This window comes from Parvibaculum sp. MBR-TMA-1.3b-4.2, assembly GCF_053628815.1.
Genome location: NZ_JBRJHC010000001.1, coordinates 1,140,091 through 1,161,836, shown reverse-complemented (window position 1 = coordinate 1,161,836; position 21,746 = coordinate 1,140,091). Strand labels below are relative to the sequence as shown.

The following is a 21,746-nucleotide window of genomic DNA, read 5'->3' as shown; positions in this document are numbered from 1 at the left end:
GTGAAGTCTTATCCTGCCCCGTCGCGTCGGGGGATGGAAGGCATGAGGGGGAGGGGTGGGAGGGGCACCAAAAAGAAACCCCACCGCTCGTTTCCGAGGGCGGGGCTTCCGATGTCTGGATGTCGGTGCCGTCAGTGCAGCTTGGTCGAGAGATCCGCGATCGACTTTTCGATGATCTCGGCATCCTTGGAGGTGTCGACCTTTTCCGCGATCAGCCGGCGGGCGGCCTCGATGGCGACATCGGCGGCCACGGCGCGAACTTCGTTCATCGCCTGAACCTCGGCCTGCGCGATCTTCTGCTCCGCCATCTGGGTGCGGCGCTCGACCTGCGCATTGAGGTTTTCGCGGGTTTCCTTCGCCATGGCTTCGGCTTCCACCTTGGCCTGGGCGACGATGTCTTCGGCTTCCTTCATCGCTTCGCGCTGCTTGCGCTGATAGGAGGCCAGCACCTGCTGGGCTTCCTCGCGAAGGCGGCGCGCCTCGTCGAGTTCCTTGGCGATGCCGGCGCCGCGCTCGTCGAGCGACTTGGTCAGCATGGCCGGCACACGCATATAGATGATGATGCCGATGAAAACGATCAGACCGAGGAGAACCCAGAATTCACCTTGCATGAGCATGGACGTTCTCCCTATTTGATTTCCGCGTCGACGGCGCGCTCGAGAGCGGCCGCGTCGGCATTTTCGCCAAGAACCTGCGTCACCACGCTACCGGCGACATCGGCAGCGATCTCGCGGACATTGGCCATGGCCGCTTCCTTGGTCGATTTGATGCGCGATTCCGCGTCGGCGATCTTCACGGCGAGTTCGCCTTCGACTTCCTGACGCTGGCGGTCCGTTTCGGCCTGAAGCTCGTCACGCGTCGCCTGGGCGATCTTGTGGGCTTCGTCGCGGGCCTCGCCGAGCGCCTTTTCGTAAGCGGCGATCGCTTCCTCGGTCTGCGAGCGGAACTGTTCCGCCTGATCGAGGTCGTCGGCGATACGGTCGTGACGCTCTTCCAGAACGGTCGCGATCTTGGGCAGGGCGACGCGCGACATCAGCAGATAGAGGATGCCGAAGCTGATCGCCAGCCAGATGAGCTGCGACGAAAACGAGTCCGGATTGAATGGCGGGAAGCCGGTCTCGTGAGCGCCGCCATGAGCCGCTTCCTGACCTTCCATCGTGTGGGCGGTCGGGTTGGCATGTTCATTTTGGGCGACGATCTGATGCGCCGTCTCAGTGGCCATTTGTATCTCCTAACCGGGCAGTGGCCGCCTCCGGACGAATCCGGAAAGGCGGCCAGCCAGTCGTTAAATCCCCGAGAAAAAGATCTGAGGGATTACGCGAACAGCAGGATCAGCGCGACGAGCAGCGAGAAGATGCCCAGCGCTTCCGTCACGGCGAAGCCGAAGATCAGGTTACCGAACTGGCCCTGAGCCGCCGACGGGTTGCGCAGCGCGCCCGCCAGGTAGTTGCCGAAAATCGCGCCGAGGCCAATGCCCGCGCCGCCCATGCCGAGGCACGCGATACCGGCGCCGATGTACTTTGCTGCTTCTGCTTCCATAACCTTCTGCTCCTTCGGGGTTAACTGGAACTCTGACGGGCCGGAGTGACCCGACAAATTTCTTGTTTTTCAAACGCGCGGCCCCTTATGGGGCCGCAATGATTTAACAGACGAAGCGCGCGGGATCAGTGACCCGGATGCAGCGCATCGCCCAGATACATGCAGGTAAGAACCGCGAACACATAGGCTTGCAGCGCCGCGACCAGCAATTCGAGTGCCGTGAGCGCCACGATCATGCCGAAGGGCAGCACGGCGCCGGCCCAGCCGACCGCGCCCGCGCCCAGAAAGGAAATCACGAAGCCCGCGAACACCTTCAGCGTGATGTGACCGGCCAGCATGTTCGCGAAAAGACGAACGGAGTGGCTGATCGGACGCGAGATGTAGGAAATGATCTCGATCGGCGTCACCAGGATCAGCATGTAGACCGGCACGCCCGACGGCACGAAGAGGCCGAAGAATTTCGGCCCGTGCAGGATGAGACCCGTCACCGTGACGCCCAGGAAGACCATGATCGCCAGCGCGAAGGTGACGATGATGTGGCTCGTCACCGTGAAGGCGTAGGGGAACAGGCCGATGATGTTCGCGGTGAACACGAACATGAAGAGCGTGAAGACGAACGGGAAGAAACGCTGCGCATCATGGCCCGCATTGTCGCGCACCATGTTGGCGATGAATTCGTAGAAGATCTCGACCGAGGATTGCAGCCGGCCGGGCACCATGGAGCGCCGGCTCATGCCGATCACGGTAAAGGCGGTAACGAAGCCCAGAACGACGATCATCCAGAGGCTGGAATTGGTGAAGGAGGCATCGATGCCGCCGATCTCCAGCGGGAAAATCTTGTTCACCACGAACTGGTGAAGAGGATCGACGGGGAAACCAGACCCGGATTCAGCTGCCACGGCGCAAAGCCCCTGTTTTATTTACGTCGGGCTATTGCCCGTCCTTGTCCTTGCCATCTTCGTCGGACATCCTGCGGACCGTACGAAGCAGATTTCTGACGCCGGCAACGGTGCCGAGCCCCAGAAAGACGATGAGGCCGAACGGAGAAGTACCGAACACCCAATCGAGCCCCCAACCGATAAACGCTCCGACAAGAACGCCCGCCACGAGGTCGGACGACATGCGGAATGCGAGGCTCATATCGGACGACCGGCGCGCGCCTGCGTCATCGTCTGGCTGTTTTCGGGGGTCCTTCGTCGATTTCCGCGCGGACCGGATACGCTTGTCCAGATCGGACAAGGCCTTCTCATCGACAGCGTAGGGGTCGCGCTTATCGTTCGCCAAAACCCGTTCTCCGCCTTCTGAAAAGGCCTCCGGGACCGCAAAATTCCGCAGTTCCCCCGCCTCAAGCCGCGCGCACCCTACTTGCGGGGGCATGGACTGTCAAGAACAGGGTTATCAGTCTCAAGTACCTGATTTGAAAAGAAAAATTGCGCGTCTTCGCAGGCGCGGCATCGGCCTTGGCAGGTTTCTGAAAAAACGCCGTGTCCGAGTCTGCGAAAGGCTCTCCGGGGCCCACGAAAAAGCCCCGCCGAAGCGGGGCCTTAACGTAGCGTAATGTTTGCTTTCGGCCTTACGAGGCTTCGCGGAGCTGCTCGGCGGTGTCGAGATCGACCGAAACCAGCGTCGAAACGCCGCGTTCCTGCATGGTCACGCCATAAAGCCGGTTCATACGGGCCATGGTGAGCGCGTGATGGGTGATGATGAGGAAGCGCGTATCGGTGGTGCGCGTCATTTCTTCCATCAGCTCGCAGAAACGCTCGACATTGGCGTCGTCCAGCGGCGCGTCCACCTCGTCCAGCACGCAGATCGGCGAGGGATTGGTGAGGAACACCGCGAAAATGAGCGACATGGCGGTCAGCGCCTGCTCGCCACCCGACAGGAGCGACATGACCTGAAGCCGCTTGCCCGGCGGGCGGGCCATGATTTCCAGGCCCGCTTCCAGCGGATCGTCCGATTCGGTGAGCTTCAGATGCGCTTCGCCACCCCCGAAGAGGTGGGTGAAGAGGCGACCGAAATTCTCGTTCACCTTTTCGAACGCTTCCAGCATGCGCTGGCGGCCTTCCTTGTTGAGGCTGCCGATGCCCTGACGCAGCTTGGCGATGGCGCTGACGAGGTCTTCGCGTTCCGACGTCATCGCCTCGAGCTGTTCGGTCAGCTCGCGGGCTTCTTCCTCGGCGCGCAGGTTCACGCCGCCAAGGCTTTCACGCTCGCGCTTGTATTTCTCAAGGCGGGCTTCGATCTGGTCGGCATCGGGCAGTTCCGCGCCTTCGGCGAGATTGGCCTGGGCGAGGGCTTCTTCCGGGGCGCATTCCAGCACTTCGCGGATGCGCGCTTCCGATTCGGCCAGACGCTCGCGAGCGCCGGTGACGAGACCGTCGATCCGGGCGCGCTCTTCGCGCGTTTCGCCAAGCTGGCTTTGCGTCATCTTGGCGTGCTTGGCGGTTTCGGCAAGCTGGGCCTCGGCGGTGGCAAGCAGGTCGGCGGCTTCGCTACGCGCCTTTTCGGCTTCGGAAATATATTCCAGCAGCGAGCGGCGCTTTTCCTCGATCTGGGCGGGCACGCCTTCCAGCGTCTGAAGCTCTTCACGGGCTTCCGCCTGGCGGGCTTCCAGCGTCTCGATCTGTTTGGTCGCATTGTCGGCGCGAAGCTTCCACGCCGCGCTTTCCTGCCCGATCGCCCCAAGGCGCCGGGTGCGGGCTTCCGCCTCGCGGCGAAGGCCCTCGGCCTGGGCGCGCGCTTCGGAAAGCTCCAGCCGCAGCGAGGCGACGAGATCGCGAAGCTCGCCTGCGCGCGTGCGCAGTTCCTCGTCGGGGCGCAGGCCGTCCAGCGCGCCTTGCGATTCCTCAAGCGATTTGCGGGCCTCTTCCAGATCGCCGGTGATGCGCTCATGCGCTTCGGCAAGCGCTTCGAGGCGCGAGATCTGCTGTGAGGCGGCCCGCTCGGCCGCCGTCAGACGGTCGCGAAGCTGGTTATGGGCCTGGGACGCCTCGCGCATGGCACGGCGGCATTCCTGCTCGTTCTGCGCGGCCTGTTCCGCGGCAAGACGCGCGGCCTCGAACGCGGCGCGCGCATCGGCAGCCTTGCGGCGCGCCTCGATCAGTTCCTCTTCGAGATCGGCGAGGCGGTTGCGCTGCTCCAGACGCTTGGCCGAGGCGGTGGGCGCATCGGCGGCGGCGGTGTAGCCGTCCCAGCGCCACAGCGCGCCGTCCTGCGTGACCAGACGCTGGCCGGGTTTCAGCGTGGCATGAAGACGCTTGCCGTCTTCTTCCGACACCACAATGCCGATCTGCGACAGGCGGCGGGCAAGGGCGGGCGGTGCCTGCACGAAATAGGAAAGCGGCGTCGCGCCTTCGGGAAGCGCCGGCGGCGTTTCGAAAGGCGGCAGCGTGCCCCAATGAACCGGCGCGGCATCGTCGGCGGGCACGGCAAGGTCGTCGCCCAGCGCCGCGCCGAGCGCCGTTTCATAGCCATGTTCCACCGTCACCGCGTCGATCAGCGGCGGGAAGAGATCGCTTTCGCCGACGGCGAGCAATTCGGTCAGCGTCTTGGCCTCGGCGGAAAGATCGCCGACCACGCGCTCGGCGGCCTGCATCGGCTCGCGCGACTGCGCTTCGGCAGTCTGCGCATTCTTGCGGGCGTCTTCCGCTTCCTGCGCCTGACGTTCCGACGCCGTTACTTTCTCGGCGGCCTCTTCAAGCTCGGCGGTCTGCGCGGCGATGGCGGCTTTCTTTTCTTCCGCATCCGACAGGGTGTCGCGCTCGCGGGAGATGTCGGCAAGCTGGCGTTCCAGCTTTTCGATGCGCTGGCGCGTGCTCTCGATCGACTTCACCAGGCTGTTGCGTTCGGCGGAGAGCTTCGCGATCTCCTGATTGAGCTGGTCGAGCTCGCTTTCGTGCTTGTTGAGCTTTTCCTGCGTCTCGGTAACGCGGGTCTCGGCTTCAGCCTTGGCCTGATCCTGTCCTTCCTCGGACGCTTTCAGCTCGGCGGTTTCGGCGTCGAGTTTTTCGATCGCGGCATTGGTGTCTTCGATCAGGCCCCGCTCGCGGGCAAGGTCCTGGTCGGTCTGTTCGATCCGGGCGGAAAGGCGGGTTGCCTGTTCCTTTGCGCGGGTTTCCTCCGCATCGAGATTATCGCGCTCGACATTGAGGCGATGCAGCCGCGCGGCGGCTTCCGCTTCCTTTTCGCGAAGCTGGGGCAGGCCTTGCGAGGCTTCGCCTTCCAGGCGCGCGGCGGCGGCGGCCTCGCGGGTGAGGTCGGCGACGCGCACATCGGTTTCGGCAAGGCGCTGCTCTTCGGCGGCCAGCGTTTCGCGCGCATGGCTCCAGCGAAGGTGAAGCAGCATGGCTTCCGTTTCGCGGACCTGACCGGAGAGATTGCGATAGCGCACGGCCTGACGGGCCTGACGCTTCAGGCTCGCCAGTTGCGATTCCTGCTGTGCCACCACATCGTCGAGACGGGTGAGGTTGGTTTCAGCCGCCTTCAGGCGAAGCTCCGCCTCGTGGCGGCGCGTATAAAGGCCGGTAATGCCGGCTGCCTCTTCGAGGATGCGGCGGCGATTGATCGGCTTGGACGAAATGAGCTGAGCGATCTGGCCTTGCCGGACGAGCGCGGGCGAATGCGCGCCGGTGGAGGCGTCGGCAAAGAAGAGCTGCACATCGCGCGCGCGCACTTCACGCCCGTTGATGCGATAGGTGGAGCCTGCATCGCGCTCGATCCTGCGCGAGATTTCCACCACCTCGCAGTCATTATAGGCGGCGGGCGCAGTGCGATCGACATTGTCGATATAAAGCACGACTTCGGCATGGTTACGCGCAGGCCGGGCGGAGGTGCCTGCGAAGATCACATCTTCCATGCCCGACCCGCGCATATTCTTGAACGAGTTCTCGCCCATCACCCAGCGCAGCGCTTCCAACAGGTTGGATTTGCCGCAGCCATTGGGGCCGACTACGCCGGTGAGCCCGGCCTCGATGATGAGGTCGGTCGGATCGACAAAGGATTTGAAGCCGGAAAGGCGTAGCCGGTTGAACTTCACGTGCGTTGCTCGCTCGTCTCTCTAGCGTTGAAACAAGGGGAGAGGCGCAAGCTTTCGCGCTCTCCCCGCTGAATTATTCTTCCCCGGGCGCTTTTTCCTGGGGCGTGGTCTCGCCTTCGGGCTCGGACTTGGTGATGTCCTCGCCCTTCAGCGCCTTTTCGATCAGCGGCTGGAACTGGCTCCAGGTCATGAAACCCTGAGCCATCTGGCCGTTGATGAAGAAGGTGGGCGTCGAGCGGACTTCGAACTTCTCCGCCGCGCGCTTGGCGACCTTGGAGATATGGTCGAAGACCTTGCCGTTCTTCATGCATTGCTGGAACTGCTCGTTAGAGAACCCGCCCTGCCGGGCGATCTTCTCCAGCGCGGCCATCGGATCCTTTGCGAGGACCCATTGGCGCTGCTGCTCGAACAGCACGTCGATAAAGCCGAAATACCGCTCCGGACCCGCGCAGAAGGCCAGCATGAAAGCCGCCGTCGCCGCGCTGTCGAAGGGGAAGGGGCGCGAAATGAAATAGACCTTGCCGGTGTCGATATAGGTCTTTTTCAGCTCGGGAAACGTCTGGCTGTTGAAGTCGGCGCAATGGGGGCAGGTCATCGAGGAATATTCGATGACGACCACCGGCGCGTCCTTCTTGCCCATCGTCATGTCGCCGAGCGGGCCGGGAACCAGAAGCTCCTTCTCCAGCGCGCTGTCGGCCGTCATGACGTCGGCCGACGCCAGCTCGGCCTCCGCGGACGCCCCGAACTGGGTGTAGGCGAGATAGCCAAGGCCCAAGACCACCACGATGGCGGCGAGGATGATGATAACTCGATTTTGATTCACGACTGCTAGTCCCCACTAGATGTTGCGTATTATGGCGGCCTTGAGGGGCCCCCTCAACGAATCCTTTCTGTTGCCATCAGACGAGAATCGGGACTCGCATTCAGCCCTTATTGGCCCCGATGACCCGCTCGCCCAGCCGGGCCAGCGCTCCCCTGAGAGGCGTTTCCTGTATCGATTCAAGCTCTTGGCCAAGCTTCTTTCGTTCGTCCGGCGTCAGCGCCCTGATCTTGCGGCGCTTGCGGACGGGCTTGTGCGGCAGCGGGCCCTGCACAAGTTTCAGCCGGGCGACGGCGTCATACCCATAATATGCGTTGATGCGGGAGACGATCTGGGGCTCCAGATGCTTGATCTCGACCGCGGCCGGGCCTTCCACGCGCAGCGTCAGCACCGCGCCGGTGGAGGGGCCTTTCTGTTTTTCTGCCTTCGAGAAGCGCGGAAAGCTGAGCTTTTCCGGCGCGCAATATTCCGCCAGCGTCTCGCCGACGATTTCCGGCCAGTGGGAGAGGATCTGCACCTGCGCGAAGCCGCGCTTTTTGAAGGTGTCGCGCGCAGCCTCCATCACCCGTCCGCCAATGGGCGCGGGGGAATAGCGCCTGGAGGCGATCCTGTTTCCCAGCAACTCGTTCATGGCGCGCATTCTGACTCGGATTTGCCTTCTACGCACATCACCGTTTCGCAAGGCCATGCGCCAAGGCGTTTGACGAGAAGGCCCCGCCCGACACATATGGAGGCATGGCGGGAAAAACGGCGAAAAAGCGTGGGAAACCGGAGAGCGTGAGCGACAGGCTGCTCGCCTGGTACGACGTGCATGCGCGCGACCTGCCCTGGCGGGTGAGGCCCAAAGCCCGCGACAGGGGCGCAAGGGCCGACCCCTATTGCGTCTGGCTTTCCGAGATCATGCTCCAGCAAACCACCGTGGCGACGGTGGGCCCCTATTTCCGCGACTTCGTGAGCCGCTGGCCGGATGTGGAAAGCCTCGCCGCCGCGCCGCGCGACAAGGTGATGGAGGCCTGGGCGGGGCTTGGCTACTACTCCCGCGCGCGCAACCTCCATGCCTGCGCGGTGACGGTGGCCGAAGAGCATGACGGATGCTTTCCCGATACAGAGGAGGGGCTGAAGGCGCTGCCGGGCATCGGGCCCTATACGTCCGCCGCCATCGCCGCCATCGCCTTCGACCGCAAGGCGACCGTGGTGGACGGCAATGTGGAGCGCGTGGTGGCGCGGCTCTTTGCGATCGAAACGCCGCTGCCCGACGCCAAGAAGGAAATCCGCCCCGCCGCCGAAACGCTGACGCCGGAGACACGCCCCGGCGATTTCGCGCAAGCCATGATGGATCTGGGCGCGACGATCTGTTCGCCGAAAAGCCCGTCCTGCAATCGCTGTCCGGTTTCGGACGGGTGTCTGGCATTCGAAAAAGGCATCGCCGAAACGCTGCCCCGCCGCGCGCCGAAGAAGGCCCGCCCCACGCGGCGTGGCGCCTGCTTCTATCTGAAGAACGGGCGAGGGGAAGTGCTCCTGCGCCGGAGGCCCGACAAGGGGCTGTTGGGCGGCATGCTGGAAGTGCCGACGACGGAATGGACGCAAGCCGAGATCGATGAGGATGCGTTGCTCGCCGCCGCGCCGGTGAAGGCGAAATGGGTGCGCGTGCCGGGGCTCGTCGAACACACCTTCACGCATTTCCATTTGCAGCTTGCGATCTTCGTGGGCGAGGCGAGCGCGGCGCTGGCGACAAAGGCGGACGGTATCTGGGTGCCGGAGGAAGAGCTCGACGCGCAGGCCCTGCCGACGGTGATGAAAAAGGCCGCCGCGCATGCCGCGCCGGATGCGGGGCCTTTGTTTAAGGGAAAGTAGTTTCACCAGAGGGTGTCATCCCGGCGAAAGCCGGGACCCACTCGCCTCAACGATACACCGCTGCGCTAATGGGTCCCGGCAACGAGTGCCGGGACGACACCGTGTTTTTGGCTTTGTTGGAAAACATTAACGAGGACTGTCATCCCGGGACTTGTTCCCGGGATCCACTCGCGTCACAACGCGCTGAAACGTGGATTGGGTCCCGGCTTTCGCCGGGATGACATTACTTCTCTTTGTCATGCCCGGACTTGATCCGGGCATCTAGAGCGGCGCGTGCCGCGCATTGTTGCGCTGGATTGCCGGGGCAAGTCCGGCAATGACAAATGAGGATTACCCCTCGCCCATCTCGGCACGCAGCTTCTGGCGCAGCATGTCGATGGGCTTGAGTTTCCCGTCCGTCTTGAAGTGCCAATAGGTCCAGCCATTGCAGGCTTCGAGGCCCTGCACATGGGCGCCGATCTTGTGGATGGAGCCGGTGGCGTCGGCGCAGACGAGCGAGCCGTCGGCGCGCACGCGCGCGGCATGGCGGCGCTGCGGGTCGTAAAGCTTGGTGCCGGGCTCCAGCAGGCCGCGCTCGACGATGGTGCCGAAGGGAATGCGCGGCGCGGCTTTCTTGGACTGCGTGACCTTTAGGTCTTCCGGCGCGGTGGGCTGCACCTGGCGGATACGCTCGCGCGCGACCTTGATGTATTTCGCCTCGCGCTCGATGCCGATGAACTTGCGGCCGAGCTTCTTGGCGACCGCGCCCGTGGTGCCGGAGCCGAAGAAGGGGTCGAGCACGACATCGCCCGGGTTGGTGGTGGCGAGCAGCACGCGGTGGAGAAGCGCCTCGGGCTTCTGCGTCGCATGGGCCTTGTTGCCGTCCTCGTCCTTGAGCCGTTCGCCGCCATTGCAGATCGGGATCAGCCAGTCGGAGCGCATCTGAAGGTCTTCGTTGAGCGCCTTCATCGCGTCGTAGTTGAAGGTGTATTTCTTCTGGTCGGCATCGCGCACGGCCCAGATCAGCGTTTCATGGGCATTGGTGAAGCGCGTGCCGCGGAAATTCGGCATCGGGTTCGACTTGCGCCACACGACATCGTTCATGATCCAGTAGCCGAGATCCTGAAGGCTCGCGCCGACGCGGAAAATGTTGTGATAGGAGCCGATGACCCAGATGGCGCCCGTCGGCTTCAGCACGCGGCGCGCCGCGGCGAGCCATTCCCGCGTGAAGCGGTCATAGGTCTCGAAGCTCTCGAACTTGTCCCACTCGTCGGTGACAGCATCGACCTTGGACTGGTCGGGACGGGTGAGGTCGCCGCCGAGCTGGAGGTTGTAGGGCGGGTCCGCGAAAATCAGATCGACCGAGTTCGCCGGCAGGGCGTTCATTGCCTCGACGCAGTTCCCCTGAATGATCTTCTCGGCGGACTCTACCTTGCCGTTGCTGACCCGTGCCACGTTCGAAACCCCTCTACATGTGCCCCGTTGGAGCCGGCGATCATGGCGAGGTCGCGAATCGGCGTCAATTACTTTTGTGGAATCAATGGGTTAACGGATTCGGAAACACTAAATCGAGTCTCTCGGGACTCCGCGGACTCAATATCTTGGGTCGGGAGCGCGGCGACGGGCGCGAAACTTTTCCGGTGATGCGGGCAGGCGCCGGCTTTTTCGAGCGCTTCGAGGTGCTGTTTCGTGCCGTAGCCCATATGCCGCTCGAATCCATAGACCGGAAAGTCGGCGGCCATTTCGACCATCATCCGGTCCCGCGTGACCTTGGCGATGATGGAGGCCGCGGCGATGGAGAGCGAGCGCGCATCGCCTTTGATGACGGGGGTGGCGCGGCAGGGAAGCTCCGGCGACCGGTTGCCGTCGATGAGGGCATGGGCGGGTGTGGCGGGCAGCGCCGCCACCGCGCGGGACATGGCCAGCATGGAGGCGGCGAGGATGTTGATGCGGTCGATCTCCTCGACGCTCGCCATGCCGACCCCGACCTGCGCCTGATCGCGGATGAGGTCGTAAAGCGCCTCGCGCTTCTTCGCGGTGAGCTTTTTGGAATCGTTGAGGCCGGGCGGGAGCTGCGCGGGATCGAGAATGACGGCGGCGGCAACGACGGGCCCCGCCAGCGGACCCCGGCCCGCTTCGTCCACGCCGCAGACAAGCGCGGTGGGCGCGCCGGCTTCTGCCTCGAAGGAGAAGTCGGGCGTGGTGACGATTTTCGGTTTGGCGGGGCGTGGCATTGGCGGAGTTTGTGATTTCCCTCGCCAAATCTCAACTTTCCTTTCCCTCTCGGCCAAATTCTCCTTTGGTGTCATCCTGGCGAAAGCCGGGACCCATTGGCAGATCGGCATATGGACGAGATGCGGTTGGGTTGCGGCTTGCATGCTCCGCAGTGCCTCAAACGGTTTAGGCGGGCTGGGGAGAGGCGAGTGGGTCCCGGCTTTCGCCGGGATGACGTTGGATTTTGTTGCCGGGCTTTGCCAAGACACGCATCGTCATGCCCCGCTTTATGCGGGGTATCCATGTCTTCGCTACACGGAAGGAAGACGTGGATGGCCCGGACGAGCCGGGCCATGACGGCTAGAGGAACCTCACAGCAATTCCAGCTGCTTGCCCCGGCCCGGCACCTGAAACCGTTCGCAGTCGAGGTCGGACTTGATCTTGTTGAGGCCGAGCTTGCGGGCGGCGATTTCGAAGCGGCGGGCGATCTGCCAGGCGTAAGGGCCGGTGCCCCTCATGCGGCGGCTCCATTCGGCGTCATATTCCTTGCCGCCGCGCATCTGGCGGATGAGGGACATGACGTGATCGGCGCTGTCCGGCACGTTTTCGGCCAGCCATTCCTTGAAGAGGTCGGCGATTTCGAGCGGCAGGCGCAGCAGGACGAAACCGGCCTGCGCGACGCCCGCATGGGCCGCGCCCTGCAATATGCGTTCGATCTCGCTGTCGTTGAGGGCGGGGATGACGGGCGCGACCATCACGCCCGTCGGTACGCCTGCTTCCGACAGGATGGAAAGCGCCTCCATGCGTTTGGACGGGGTCGAGGCGCGCGGTTCCATCTTCCGGGCGAGCCTGGCATCCAGCGTCGTCACCGAGATCGCGACCTTCACCAGATTGCGTTTCGCCATGTCAGACAGGATGTCGAGATCGCGCGTCACCTGCGCGGATTTGGTCACGATGGTGACGGGATGGTTATAGGCCGACAGTACCTCGAGGATCGACCGCGTGATGCGGTAGCGCTGCTCAATCGGCTGATAGGGATCGGTATTGGTGCCGATGGCGATGGGGCGCACCTCATAGCCGGGCTTTGAAAGCTCGCGCGCCAGAAGCTGCGCCGCATTGGGCTTGGCGAAAAGGCGGCTCTCGAAATCGAGCCCGGCCGACAGCCCCATATAGGCGTGGGTGGGGCGGGCGAAGCAGTAGACGCAGCCATGCTCGCAGCCCCGATAGGGATTGATCGAGCGGTCGAAGGAAATGTCGGGCGACTGGTTGCGCGTGATGATGGTCTTCGGGCTCTCGAACGTCACTTCGGTCTTCAGGGCCGGGATGGCCGAAAGCCCCTCCCAGCCATCGTCTTCCAGCTCATAGCCGCGCGGCTCGAACCGGCCCGAGCGGTTGGTAAGCGCGCCCCGGCCACGGCGGCCATCGGGGGGCAGGTTGGGCTCGCTCACGCCTTGGGGTACGGGGGACGGGGCGTTGGGGAGCCGGGACGGCCGCGCCACCGCCTTGGAGCCAATCGGGGAACTGGCGTGGGGACGGGCGGTGCGGCCGGGACGCGCTATGTGGCGACTCATCGTCATGAGGAAATCCTAGCAGAACGAGAGAACAGAACAAGAACATTTATCCGGCAGGGGACAGTTTCCTTGCAGTGTGACTGCGCTCCATGGCTAATTGGCCCGCATGTTGAGTGTGATCATTCCGACCCTGAATGCCGAAGACGAACTGCCCCGCGCGATGTTCCCGCTGGTGGGCGCGGTGGTGCGCGGCCGCGTGAAGGAAGTCATCGTGTCCGATGGCGGTTCCACCGACGGCACGCTGGACGTGGTCGAGGCGGCCGGCGCCCATCTGGTGGCGGGCGAGAGGGGGCGGGGTCCCCAGCTTGCTGCCGGCGCGCGCGAGGCGAAAGGCGACTGGCTGCTCTTTCTCCATGCCGACACGGTGCTGGAAACGGGCTGGGACGAAGAAGTGTCGAAATTCCTGGAGCAGGTCGAGGCCGGACGCTTCCGAAGCTCCGAGATCGCCGCCGCCTTCCGTTTCACGCTGGACGATTTTTCGGGCTGGGCGCGCTTTCTGGAAACCATCGTGGCATTGCGCTGCGCGATCCTGCGGCTGCCCTATGGCGATCAGGGGCTGCTCATCAACCGGCGGCTTTACGAAAAGCTCGGCGGCTATCGCGACATGCCGCTGATGGAGGATGTGGACCTCGTGCGCCGGATCGGGCGGCGGCGTCTGGTGATGCTGCGCTCGCGCGCCGTCACGAGCCCGCACCGCTATATCCGCGACGGTTTTGCCGCGCGCATGCTTCGCAATTTCGCCTGCCTCACGCTCTATTACCTGCGCGTACCGCCCCGGCTGATCGCCCGCATCTATCAGTAAACGGAATATTTCATGGACAGGCAGCTCGTGGTCATGGCCAAGGCACCGCGCCTCGGCCGGGTGAAGACCCGCCTTGCCCGCGAGATCGGCAATGTGGCCGCGCTCGCCTTTTTTCGCCGGACATGCGGCGATCTGCTGAGGCGCGTCGCCCCCGACCCGCGCTGGCAGACCGTGCTCGCCCTGACGCCGGACCGCGCGGTGCATGAGACGGGCGTCTGGCCGGCGGGCGTGCCGCGCATCGCGCAAGGGGCAGGAGATCTGGGCGACCGGATGGGACGGCTCTTTCGCGATCTGCCGCGGGGCCCGGTGGTGATCGTCGGCGGCGACATTCCCGGCATTACGCGCGATCATATCGCCCGCGCCTTTGCGGCGCTGAGCCGGGCCGATACCGTGCTCGGACCGGCGGAGGATGGCGGTTACTGGCTTGTCGGCATGAAACGCTTTCCGCGCGTGACGGAAATCTTCGAGGATGTGCGCTGGTCGAGCGAGCACACGCTGGCCGATACGAAGGCGAATATCGAAAGGGCAGGGCTGACGCTTGCCCTTGCCGATACATTGAACGATGTGGATACCGGCGCGGATTACCGCCGCTGGACAGAGGCCGAAAGGCAGAAACGACAATGAGCGATCTCGATCCCTTCAAACTGTTTCTTGATATCCAGTTGAAGCTGCCGCGCAACGGGCCGGGCAGTGCGCGCGCAACCGCGGAGGCGTTCGCGCTGGTGCCGGAGCTGCCGCCCGCGCCTGAAATTCTCGATGTCGGCTGCGGGCAGGGGCCGGAAGCCTTCGACCTTCTGCCCCTGACGCAGGGCCGCATCACGGCGGTCGATCTTTTCGAGCCCTTTCTCGACAAGCTGCATGCGCGCGCGGTGGCCGAAGAGGTGCCGGACGAGCGGCTGACGGTGAAGCGCGCCGACATGGAAGAGCTGCCCTTCGGCGACGGGGAATTCGACCTCATCTGGTCGGAGGGTGCGATCTATCTGATGGGCTTCGAGGACGGATTGCGCGCCTGGCGACGGCATTTGAAGCCCGCGGGCGCCTGCGTCGTCTCCGAACTCACCTGGCTGACCGATACGCCCTCGCCCGAAGCCTGGGACTATTGGCGCGAAATGTATCCCGGCATGGGAACGGTCGAGACCAATACCGAGGCCGCGAAACGCGCGGGCTACCGCGTCGTGGCGACAACGGTGCTGCCGAAAGAGGACTGGTTCACGGACTATTACGGTCCGATGAAGGAAGAAATCCGCAAAAGCTGGGGCGAATATGAGGGCGTGGAAGAGGCGAAGGCCGTCTTCAACGAGATGTATCGCGAGATCGATATCGCCGAGCGCTTTCTCGGCGAGTTTTCATACGTGTTCTATGTGATGACGCGGGCGGAGTAGTTTTGCCGTCATAGCGTGTCATCCCGGCCCCCGAGCCGGGGACACGCCGGGTTGCTTTTCTGGGACTTGTGTACTTTGCCGCTTAAAAGACCAAGTAGGTAAGAAAACAGATGATAGAAAAAGTAGCCATAATATACCATTTTTATGAGTTAAACGAAACTTACAGGGACAATTTCGTATTTTTTATGAACACAGCTGTGGATGATACGGCGGATTATTTTGTGTTCATATCAGGGGATTGTTCGGTGCCGCTTACTGACCATGAGAACGTAAAATATATTCAAATAAAGAATAAGAATCATGATTTTGGTGGCGTCGTAGAATTCGTAAGACAGTTCAATCATCTCTCCTATGACGCCTATATGTTTGTAAATTCTTCAATGAGGGGCCCTTTTGTGCCCACATATTTTTCCATGCCTTGGTATGACGGTTTTCTTTCGCGCCTGTCTGATACCATTGTGATGGTTGGGTGTTCTGTAAATATACTTCCTATGTCTTCAAGTTTCTCGGTTCGGTTTGGTGATCTATTTGACTATGAACCTCCTTTTATACATGTACAAACGACTGCTTATGCCTTGTCGTCAAAGGCTTTCAAGCACCTTGTAGCGGCGGGGTTTTATGATGTTGAGGATTTTCTAGAAAAAGAAGACGTTATCGCAAGATATGAAATTGGAATTTCGCAGGAAGTGCTCAAACAAGGCTGGTCGATTAGCTCGCTTCTTCCTCAATATGAGGAATTCAATACGGGAAAGCGGAGCCTTGGATATGAAGATACTTTGCGCGAGGGAGACCCGCTTTTCGAAAATGCTTTTTTCGGGCGAAGTATATGCCCGCTGGAAACTATTTTTATCAAGACCAATCGAAACATGATCAAAGAATCGGATTTGAATTCTTTTACGTTCACGTCGCTATCTACAAGAGAGAAAAGCGGAGGTCTCGATCAGGCGGGGCGAGAGCTGCTGAATAGATCGCATCGGATGCTGCTGGAAAGCACCAGGACCGGATGACCTGACCCCGGGGGCCCAAAGCCTGACGACAAGAGGAAATACCGATTGGCCCGCCGGGCTTTCGTCGGGCTTTCGCTACGTGGCGCGGTTCTTCTTCACCCCCGCCCGACATGCTCCTGAAGCCGGGGCATGATTTCCACGAAATTGCAGGGGCGGTAGCGGTAGTCGAGCTGGTATTTCAGGATTTCGTCCCAGCCGTCCTTGCAGGCGCCGGGCGAGCCGGGCAGCGCGAAGAGATAGGTGCCATGCGCGACGCCCGCCGTGGCGCGGGACTGGATGGTGGAGGTGCCGATCTTGTCGAAAGAAATGCGGTGGAAGAGCGCCGCGAAACCCTCGATCTCCTTGTCATAGACGGAGAAGAAGGCTTCCGGCGTCACGTCGCGGCCCGTGAGCCCCGTTCCGCCCGTGGAGATCACCACATCGATTTCCTTGTCCGCGATCCAGCGCAGGAGCTGCGCGCGGATGCGCGTGACTTCGTCGCTGACGATGGTGCGGTCGGCGAGGCTGTGTCCGGCCGCCTCGATGCGCTCCGCCAGCACATCGCCCGATTTGTCGGTCTCGGGTTTGCGCGTGTCGGAAACCGTCATCACGGCAATGTTGAGCGGAATGAAGTCGCGCGTTTCGTCGATGCCGGGCATGGGGGACCCTTTCGCTGAGGGGTTGTTACCGAGGAGCTCGCAGCGGGGAGGCCCGCCGCCATCCGTCCGAAAAAACGTGCCGGCATCCGGTCGAAAACCAGAGGCCGTGACGCGGTTCCTTTTCAGGGAAACCGGTGTGCCGGAAGCCGGAGCGGTATCAGGAGGACGGAGACCCGTCCACGCCCTTATACACCGGCCAGGTGCCGGATGCACTCTCGTCGAGCGAGCGGACGGGTTGCCCAAGGCGGGAGCGATAGAGCCAGAAATTGGAAATCACGCGCTCGATATAGCCGCGCGTTTCCGGCGCCGGGATCGATTCGATGAAGAGGAACGGATCGCCCTTGAAATCGATGTTTTGGAGCCAGCGCATCAGATTGCCCGGACCGCCATTATAGGCGGTGGTGAGCATGAAGAGATTGCCCTGCGGCTGGCTGTAGCTCATCAGCTCGTTCAGATAGTCCTGCCCGAGCCCGACATTGAAATTCGGATCGAGCAGCTTGTCCCGGTTGCGGCCCGCAAGGCTGCGATCCTTGGTGATGTAGCTCGCCGTCGCGGGCATGATCTGCATCAGGCCGCGCGCACCCGCATAGGATTTCGCGTCGGGCTTGAACTTACTTTCCTGCCGCATGAAGGCGAAGATGAGGGCGCGGTCCATCGTGTAACCGGCCTTGGGCTTGTAGTCGGGAATGGGAAAGAGCCCCGCATTCATCCGCACGCGGCCATGGACCATGCGATGGGGCACATGCGCCGCGCTCGCCACCTGAAGCGCCACGGCGGGCAGCGCGAAGGTCTGGGCCAGTGCGATCAGCGGCTGGTCGAGCGAGGGGGCAAGTTCGCCATGCGCGCGGATCAGCTCGCGTTCGGCAAGATCCTTGCGGCCGATCTGCACCAGCGCCACGGCGCGCGCCACCGCCTTGTTGGCGATAAGGGCGCGGAAGGATTTCTGGTTGAGTTCGGGCTGCACCCAGTCGATATCGATCTTGCGGCCGAGCTGGCGCGTGGCGAGAAGGCCGTAAAAGGTCGCGCCCGTCGCCGCGGCGCGTTCGAGCATCGGCGCGACGCGCTCCGGATCGTGATCGGCAAGATAGGCGCGCGCCGCCCAGAAACCGCCCGCCGCCTTGGACCAGTCGCCCGCGCTGTTCGTTTCCGACAGGCGTTTGAAGTGGCGCGCGGCGTTCGCATAGTGCCCCTGGCGCCAGGCCGACAGACCCGCATACCAGTCCGCGAGCGGCACATAGCGCGCATGACGGGACGAAATTTCGTCGGCGATGCGATAGGCCAACTCGTCATTGCCCTCGAGGAAGGCGGAGGCCGCGACGCGCACGCGCACCTTGTCGAATTCGACAGCGTTGAGTTTCGATCTGACGTGATAGCGCTTCAGGAAGTGAAGCGTTTCTTCCGCGCTGTCGGAGGAGACGTGGCGGCGGACCTGCGGCGCGATCCGCTTATAGGCCGCGGACAGGGGCCGGTCGTCTTTTTCATAGACCGCGTAATCTGAATGAGCCGGTGCGCGCCATTTGCGCCGGGCAGGCCGCGTGGGCCATGCGCCATGGGGGCGGCGCTTCACGGCAAGCTTGTAGATGTCCTTCGCGCCCGGCAGGTCGCGATATTTCTTCATCCAGGCCGCAAGTTCCGAATAGGACGTGCGGTAATGCGGGCCCATATATTTTTCGTAGAGGACGAAGCCCATCAGCCGCTTGTCGGAGAGTTTCGCGGCGATGGCGTCGGCTTTTTTCCAGTGGCCGCGACGGGTCTCGGCGAAAAGCTGCCGGTAGAGTTCGCGGTCCTTGCCGCTCAGAACTTCAGGGCTCCAGATGCGTGCGGGCACTACCGTGGCCCCGTCCGCCGACGGACCCTGCGCGGCGGCCGCCTGCAGCGGCATCAGCGCCGCGCCGGCCAGAAAGCCCGCGAGCGCGAATTTGAAAATTGTACGGGCAGGACAGGCCGTCCGCCCCCCGGGAACCGAAGTCGTCATAAATGCACCCCCCAGCGCATGAGCGGGTATCATATCGCTCATCTGCCGCCTCTCAAGCGCCAAGGCAAATTAATTACTCGTAGGTTAACGGGGAGCGTTGAGGCGCTGCATCAGCGAGAGAAGATCGTGCCAGGCCAGGCGCTTCTGGGCGGGCTGGCGCAGGAGATAGGCCGGGTGGAGCGTCGGCAGGGCCGGAATTTCGCGGTCGCCCGCGCGATAGACGTTCCATTTGCCCCGCAGTCGCATGATGCCGGTGGTGGTGTTGAGGAGCTGCTTGGCCGACACGCCGCCCAGAAACACCAGTACTTCCGGCTTTGCCAGTTCGATATGGCGCTCGATGAAAGGCTGGCAGATGGCCTGCTCGGCAGGCGTGGGCGCGCGATTGCCCGGCGGGCGCCAGTTCAGGACGTTGGTGATGTAGACGCTCTGCCGGTCGCGGCCGATGGCGGTGAGCATCCGGTCGAGAAGCTGGCCCGCCCGGCCCACGAAAGGCAGGCCCTGAATATCCTCGTCGCGCCCCGGCGCCTCGCCCACGAACATCAGCTCCGCTTCCGGATTGCCGTCGGCGAAAACCAGGTTCTTGGCGGTGAATTTGAGGGCGCAGCCCTCGAAGTCGGAAAGCGCCTGTTTGAGCTCGTCGAGCGTCTGGCAGCGCGCGGCGATCTCCCGCGCGGTCTCGGCGGCTTCGGCCTCTTCCAGGGGAATCGATGCGGGCGCAGCCGGGCGGGGGGCCTCGACCGGGGCCGTCCGCGCTTGCGGCGCCTTGCGGGGACCGTCCGGCGCGGCGGGCGCGGTCTCGGCGGCGCGGGCCGGCGCATCGGACAGCTCGTAACGGTTCACCGGTTCTTCGGCCAGCGCATCCGTCCAGCCGGATTCGACATAGAGCGCCAGCAGTGCCGCCGCGTCTTCCGCCGAAAATTCCCGTGCCTCGCCGTCCATTATGGAAAAGAACCCCTGAATTTCACGCCCGGAACGGACCGCACAACGATCGCCGCATTTGACGGTCGCAATTGACTGCCTACTGTCTTCTGCATGATTGACGAGACAAGATTATCAGCGAACCCGGCCATGTGCATCCGGCATGAAAGGGGAAACGGTCCTGAACGGCTCTCTGTGTTGACCGCAACAGCCGTAGGCACCATAAGTGTTGCGAATTTTAGAGGGATTCCGGCGTTCCCCGGGCCCCGGTCGGCAGGCCCCAAGGGGGACCGAGGACGGAACGCGGCAGGAGAAAAGAGGGTTAGATGAGCGACCAGGCGGACGCGCTCCCCGAGCGCGAATATATGGAATACGACGTCGTGATCGTTGGCGGCGGCCCGGCGGGCCTCTCGGCGGCGATCCGACTGCGCCAGAAGGCGGCGGAAGAGGATTTCGACCTTTCGGTCTGCGTGATCGAGAAGGGCTCGGAAGTCGGCGCGCATATTCTTTCAGGCGCGGTGGTCGATCCCGTCGGCCTCGACGCGCTGATCCCCGATTGGCGCGAGCAGGACGCCCCGGTCGATACGGAAGTGACGGCGGATCATTTCGTCTATCTCGGCCCGGCAGGCGGCGTTCGCGTGCCGAACTTCCTGATGCCGCCGCTGATGAACAATCACGGCAATTACATCGTCAGCCTGGGCAATCTGTGCCGTTGGCTCGCCACCAAGGCCGAAGAGCTGGGCGTGGAAATCTATCCCGGCTTCGCGGGCGCCGAGATTCTCTATGACGAGAACGGCTCGGTCACCGGCGTGGCGACCGGCGATATGGGCGTCGCCAAGGATGGCACGCACAAGGACAGCTTCATGCGCGGCATGGAGCTGCGCGCGAAATACACGCTCTTCGGCGAAGGTGTGCGCGGCTCGCTCTCCAAGGAGCTGATCCGCAAATACCGTCTGGACGAGGGCCGCGAACCGCAGAAATTCGGCATCGGCCTGAAAGAGCTGTGGGAAATCGACCCGAAGAAGCACAAAAAGGGTCTGGTGCAGCACACCATGGGCTGGCCGCTCGACAACAATACCGGCGGCGGCTCGTTCCTCTATCATTTCGGCGACAATCTGGTGTCGGTCGGCTTCGTGGTTCACCTGAACTACAAGAACCCGTATCTCTCGCCTTTCGACGAGTTCCAGCGCTTCAAGCAGCATCAGGCCGTGCGCGACACCTTCGAGGGCGGCAAGCGCATCTCCTATGGCGCGCGCGCCATCACCGAGGGCGGCTTCCAGTCCGTGCCGAAGCTCACCTTCCCGGGCGGCGCGCTGATCGGCTGTTCGGCGGGCTTCGTCAACGTGCCGCGCATCAAGGGCAGCCACAACGCCATGCTGACCGGCATGATGGGCGCCGAAGCGGCCTTCGACGCGGTGAAGGACGGGCGCAGCGGCGACGAGCTGACGGCCTATACCGAGGCGTATGAAAAGAGCGCCGTCTACAAGGACCTGAAGCGCGTCCGCAATGTGAAGCCCTTCTGGTCGAAGTTCGGCACCATGATCGGCCTTGCCTTCGGCGGCATCGACATGTGGATGAACAATCTCGGCATCGGCCTGCCCTTCACGCTGAAGCACGGCAAGCCGGACAGCGCCACGCTGAAGAAGGCGGCGGACTGCAAGCCGATCGACTATCCGAAGCCGGACGGCAAGATTTCCTTCGACAAGCTGTCCTCGGTCTTCCTGTCGGCGACCAACCATGAGGAGGACCAGCCGGTCCATCTGCGCCTCAAGGACCCGGAAATCCCGATCAACTACAACCTGCCCATGTATGACGAACCCGCGCAGCGCTATTGCCCGGCAGGCGTCTATGAAGTGGTCAGGGACGATGACGGCTCCAATCCGCGCTTCCAGATCAACGCGCAGAACTGTGTCCACTGCAAAACCTGCGACATCAAGGATCCTTCCCAGAACATCAACTGGACGGTTCCCGAAGGCGGCGGTGGGCCGAACTACCCGAATATGTAAGCAGAC

20 protein-coding genes are annotated in these 21,746 nt (G+C 62.9%); 6 read left to right on the top strand and 14 right to left on the bottom strand.

The window, feature by feature from the left end:
* Positions 1 to 131 precede the first annotated feature (131 nt).
* The 8 genes from ACSSVQ_RS05695 to ACSSVQ_RS05660 form a co-directional block, all read right to left on the bottom strand.
* Positions 132 to 617, bottom strand: a complete 486-nt coding sequence (locus ACSSVQ_RS05695) for a F0F1 ATP synthase subunit B (RefSeq protein WP_454181369.1) — start codon at positions 615 to 617, stop codon at positions 132 to 134.
* An 11-nt stretch (positions 618 to 628) separates the two neighbouring features.
* Positions 629 to 1,222, bottom strand: a complete 594-nt coding sequence (locus ACSSVQ_RS05690; protein WP_293328350.1) for a F0F1 ATP synthase subunit B — start codon at positions 1,220 to 1,222, stop codon at positions 629 to 631.
* Between the two features lie 92 nt (positions 1,223 to 1,314).
* Positions 1,315 to 1,539 (bottom strand): F0F1 ATP synthase subunit C, encoded by a 225-nt coding sequence (locus tag ACSSVQ_RS05685; RefSeq protein ID WP_167093783.1) that lies wholly within the window; start codon positions 1,537 to 1,539, stop codon positions 1,315 to 1,317.
* A gap of 125 nt (positions 1,540 to 1,664) precedes the next feature.
* Positions 1,665 to 2,438, bottom strand: coding sequence for a F0F1 ATP synthase subunit A (locus tag ACSSVQ_RS05680; RefSeq protein WP_293328349.1), 774 nt, complete (start codon positions 2,436 to 2,438; stop codon positions 1,665 to 1,667).
* A 31-nt stretch (positions 2,439 to 2,469) separates the two neighbouring features.
* Entirely contained in the window at positions 2,470 to 2,823 is a 354-nt protein-coding gene (locus ACSSVQ_RS05675) for an AtpZ/AtpI family protein (protein ID WP_454181367.1), read from the bottom strand.
* Between the two features lie 289 nt (positions 2,824 to 3,112).
* Positions 3,113 to 6,574 (bottom strand): chromosome segregation SMC family protein, encoded by a 3,462-nt coding sequence (locus tag ACSSVQ_RS05670; protein WP_454181365.1) that lies wholly within the window; start codon positions 6,572 to 6,574, stop codon positions 3,113 to 3,115.
* A 73-nt stretch (positions 6,575 to 6,647) separates the two neighbouring features.
* Positions 6,648 to 7,397, bottom strand: coding sequence for a DsbA family protein (locus ACSSVQ_RS05665; RefSeq protein WP_454181363.1), 750 nt, complete (start codon positions 7,395 to 7,397; stop codon positions 6,648 to 6,650).
* 100 nt (positions 7,398 to 7,497) lie between these two features.
* A complete protein-coding gene (locus ACSSVQ_RS05660; RefSeq protein ID WP_454181361.1) occupies positions 7,498 to 8,025 on the bottom strand; it encodes a DUF721 domain-containing protein in 528 nt (175 codons plus the stop codon).
* A gap of 104 nt (positions 8,026 to 8,129) precedes the next feature.
* Here ACSSVQ_RS05660 and mutY point away from each other — a divergent pair, with 104 nt between their 5' ends.
* Complete coding sequence (gene mutY / locus ACSSVQ_RS05655; protein WP_454181359.1) at positions 8,130 to 9,248, top strand: A/G-specific adenine glycosylase; 1,119 nt, start codon at positions 8,130 to 8,132, stop codon at positions 9,246 to 9,248.
* A gap of 330 nt (positions 9,249 to 9,578) precedes the next feature.
* Here the strand turns inward: mutY and ACSSVQ_RS05650 are convergent, their stop codons facing one another.
* The 3 genes from ACSSVQ_RS05650 to ACSSVQ_RS05640 form a co-directional block, all read right to left on the bottom strand.
* Positions 9,579 to 10,682 (bottom strand): DNA methyltransferase, encoded by a 1,104-nt coding sequence (locus ACSSVQ_RS05650; protein WP_454181357.1) that lies wholly within the window; start codon positions 10,680 to 10,682, stop codon positions 9,579 to 9,581.
* Between the two features lie 68 nt (positions 10,683 to 10,750).
* Positions 10,751 to 11,461 carry a ribonuclease HII gene (locus ACSSVQ_RS05645; RefSeq protein ID WP_454181355.1) on the bottom strand — a complete coding sequence of 237 codons (711 nt, stop codon included), beginning with the start codon at positions 11,459 to 11,461 and terminating at the stop codon, positions 10,751 to 10,753.
* A gap of 351 nt (positions 11,462 to 11,812) precedes the next feature.
* Complete coding sequence (locus ACSSVQ_RS05640; protein ID WP_454184654.1) at positions 11,813 to 13,012, bottom strand: PA0069 family radical SAM protein; 1,200 nt, start codon at positions 13,010 to 13,012, stop codon at positions 11,813 to 11,815.
* 106 nt (positions 13,013 to 13,118) lie between these two features.
* On the opposite strand from ACSSVQ_RS05640, the gene ACSSVQ_RS05635 reads away from it, so the two are divergent.
* The 4 genes from ACSSVQ_RS05635 to ACSSVQ_RS05620 all read left to right on the top strand — a co-directional run bounded on the left by ACSSVQ_RS05635 (position 13,119) and on the right by ACSSVQ_RS05620 (position 16,203).
* On the top strand, positions 13,119 to 13,814 hold the full coding sequence (locus ACSSVQ_RS05635; RefSeq protein ID WP_454181353.1) for a TIGR04283 family arsenosugar biosynthesis glycosyltransferase: 696 nt from the start codon (positions 13,119 to 13,121) through the stop codon (positions 13,812 to 13,814).
* Positions 13,815 to 13,826: 12 nt separating this feature from the next.
* The gene (locus ACSSVQ_RS05630) at positions 13,827 to 14,438 is read left to right on the top strand and encodes a TIGR04282 family arsenosugar biosynthesis glycosyltransferase (protein WP_454181351.1); all 612 of its coding nucleotides are present in this window, start codon (positions 13,827 to 13,829) and stop codon (positions 14,436 to 14,438) included.
* A complete protein-coding gene (locus tag ACSSVQ_RS05625) occupies positions 14,435 to 15,196 on the top strand; it encodes a class I SAM-dependent methyltransferase (protein ID WP_454181349.1) in 762 nt (253 codons plus the stop codon). Before ACSSVQ_RS05630 ends, ACSSVQ_RS05625 begins: the two co-directional genes overlap by 4 nt.
* A 110-nt stretch (positions 15,197 to 15,306) precedes the next feature.
* Complete coding sequence (locus tag ACSSVQ_RS05620; protein ID WP_454181347.1) at positions 15,307 to 16,203, top strand: hypothetical protein; 897 nt, start codon at positions 15,307 to 15,309, stop codon at positions 16,201 to 16,203.
* A 95-nt stretch (positions 16,204 to 16,298) separates the two neighbouring features.
* Here ACSSVQ_RS05620 and moaB read toward each other — a convergent pair whose 3' ends face one another.
* From moaB to ACSSVQ_RS05605, 3 genes are all read right to left on the bottom strand, one after another.
* Entirely contained in the window at positions 16,299 to 16,841 is a 543-nt protein-coding gene (gene moaB, locus ACSSVQ_RS05615) for a molybdenum cofactor biosynthesis protein B (protein WP_454181346.1), read from the bottom strand.
* 157 nt (positions 16,842 to 16,998) lie between these two features.
* Positions 16,999 to 18,858, bottom strand: coding sequence for a lytic transglycosylase domain-containing protein (locus ACSSVQ_RS05610; protein ID WP_454181344.1), 1,860 nt, complete (start codon positions 18,856 to 18,858; stop codon positions 16,999 to 17,001).
* Positions 18,859 to 18,900: 42 nt separating this feature from the next.
* Positions 18,901 to 19,755, bottom strand: coding sequence for a uracil-DNA glycosylase (locus tag ACSSVQ_RS05605; RefSeq protein WP_454181342.1), 855 nt, complete (start codon positions 19,753 to 19,755; stop codon positions 18,901 to 18,903).
* Positions 19,756 to 20,060: 305 nt separating this feature from the next.
* On the opposite strand from ACSSVQ_RS05605, the gene ACSSVQ_RS05600 reads away from it, so the two are divergent.
* Positions 20,061 to 21,740 carry a 4Fe-4S dicluster domain-containing protein gene (locus ACSSVQ_RS05600; RefSeq protein ID WP_454181340.1) on the top strand — a complete coding sequence of 560 codons (1,680 nt, stop codon included), beginning with the start codon at positions 20,061 to 20,063 and terminating at the stop codon, positions 21,738 to 21,740.
* Positions 21,741 to 21,746 lie beyond the last annotated feature (6 nt).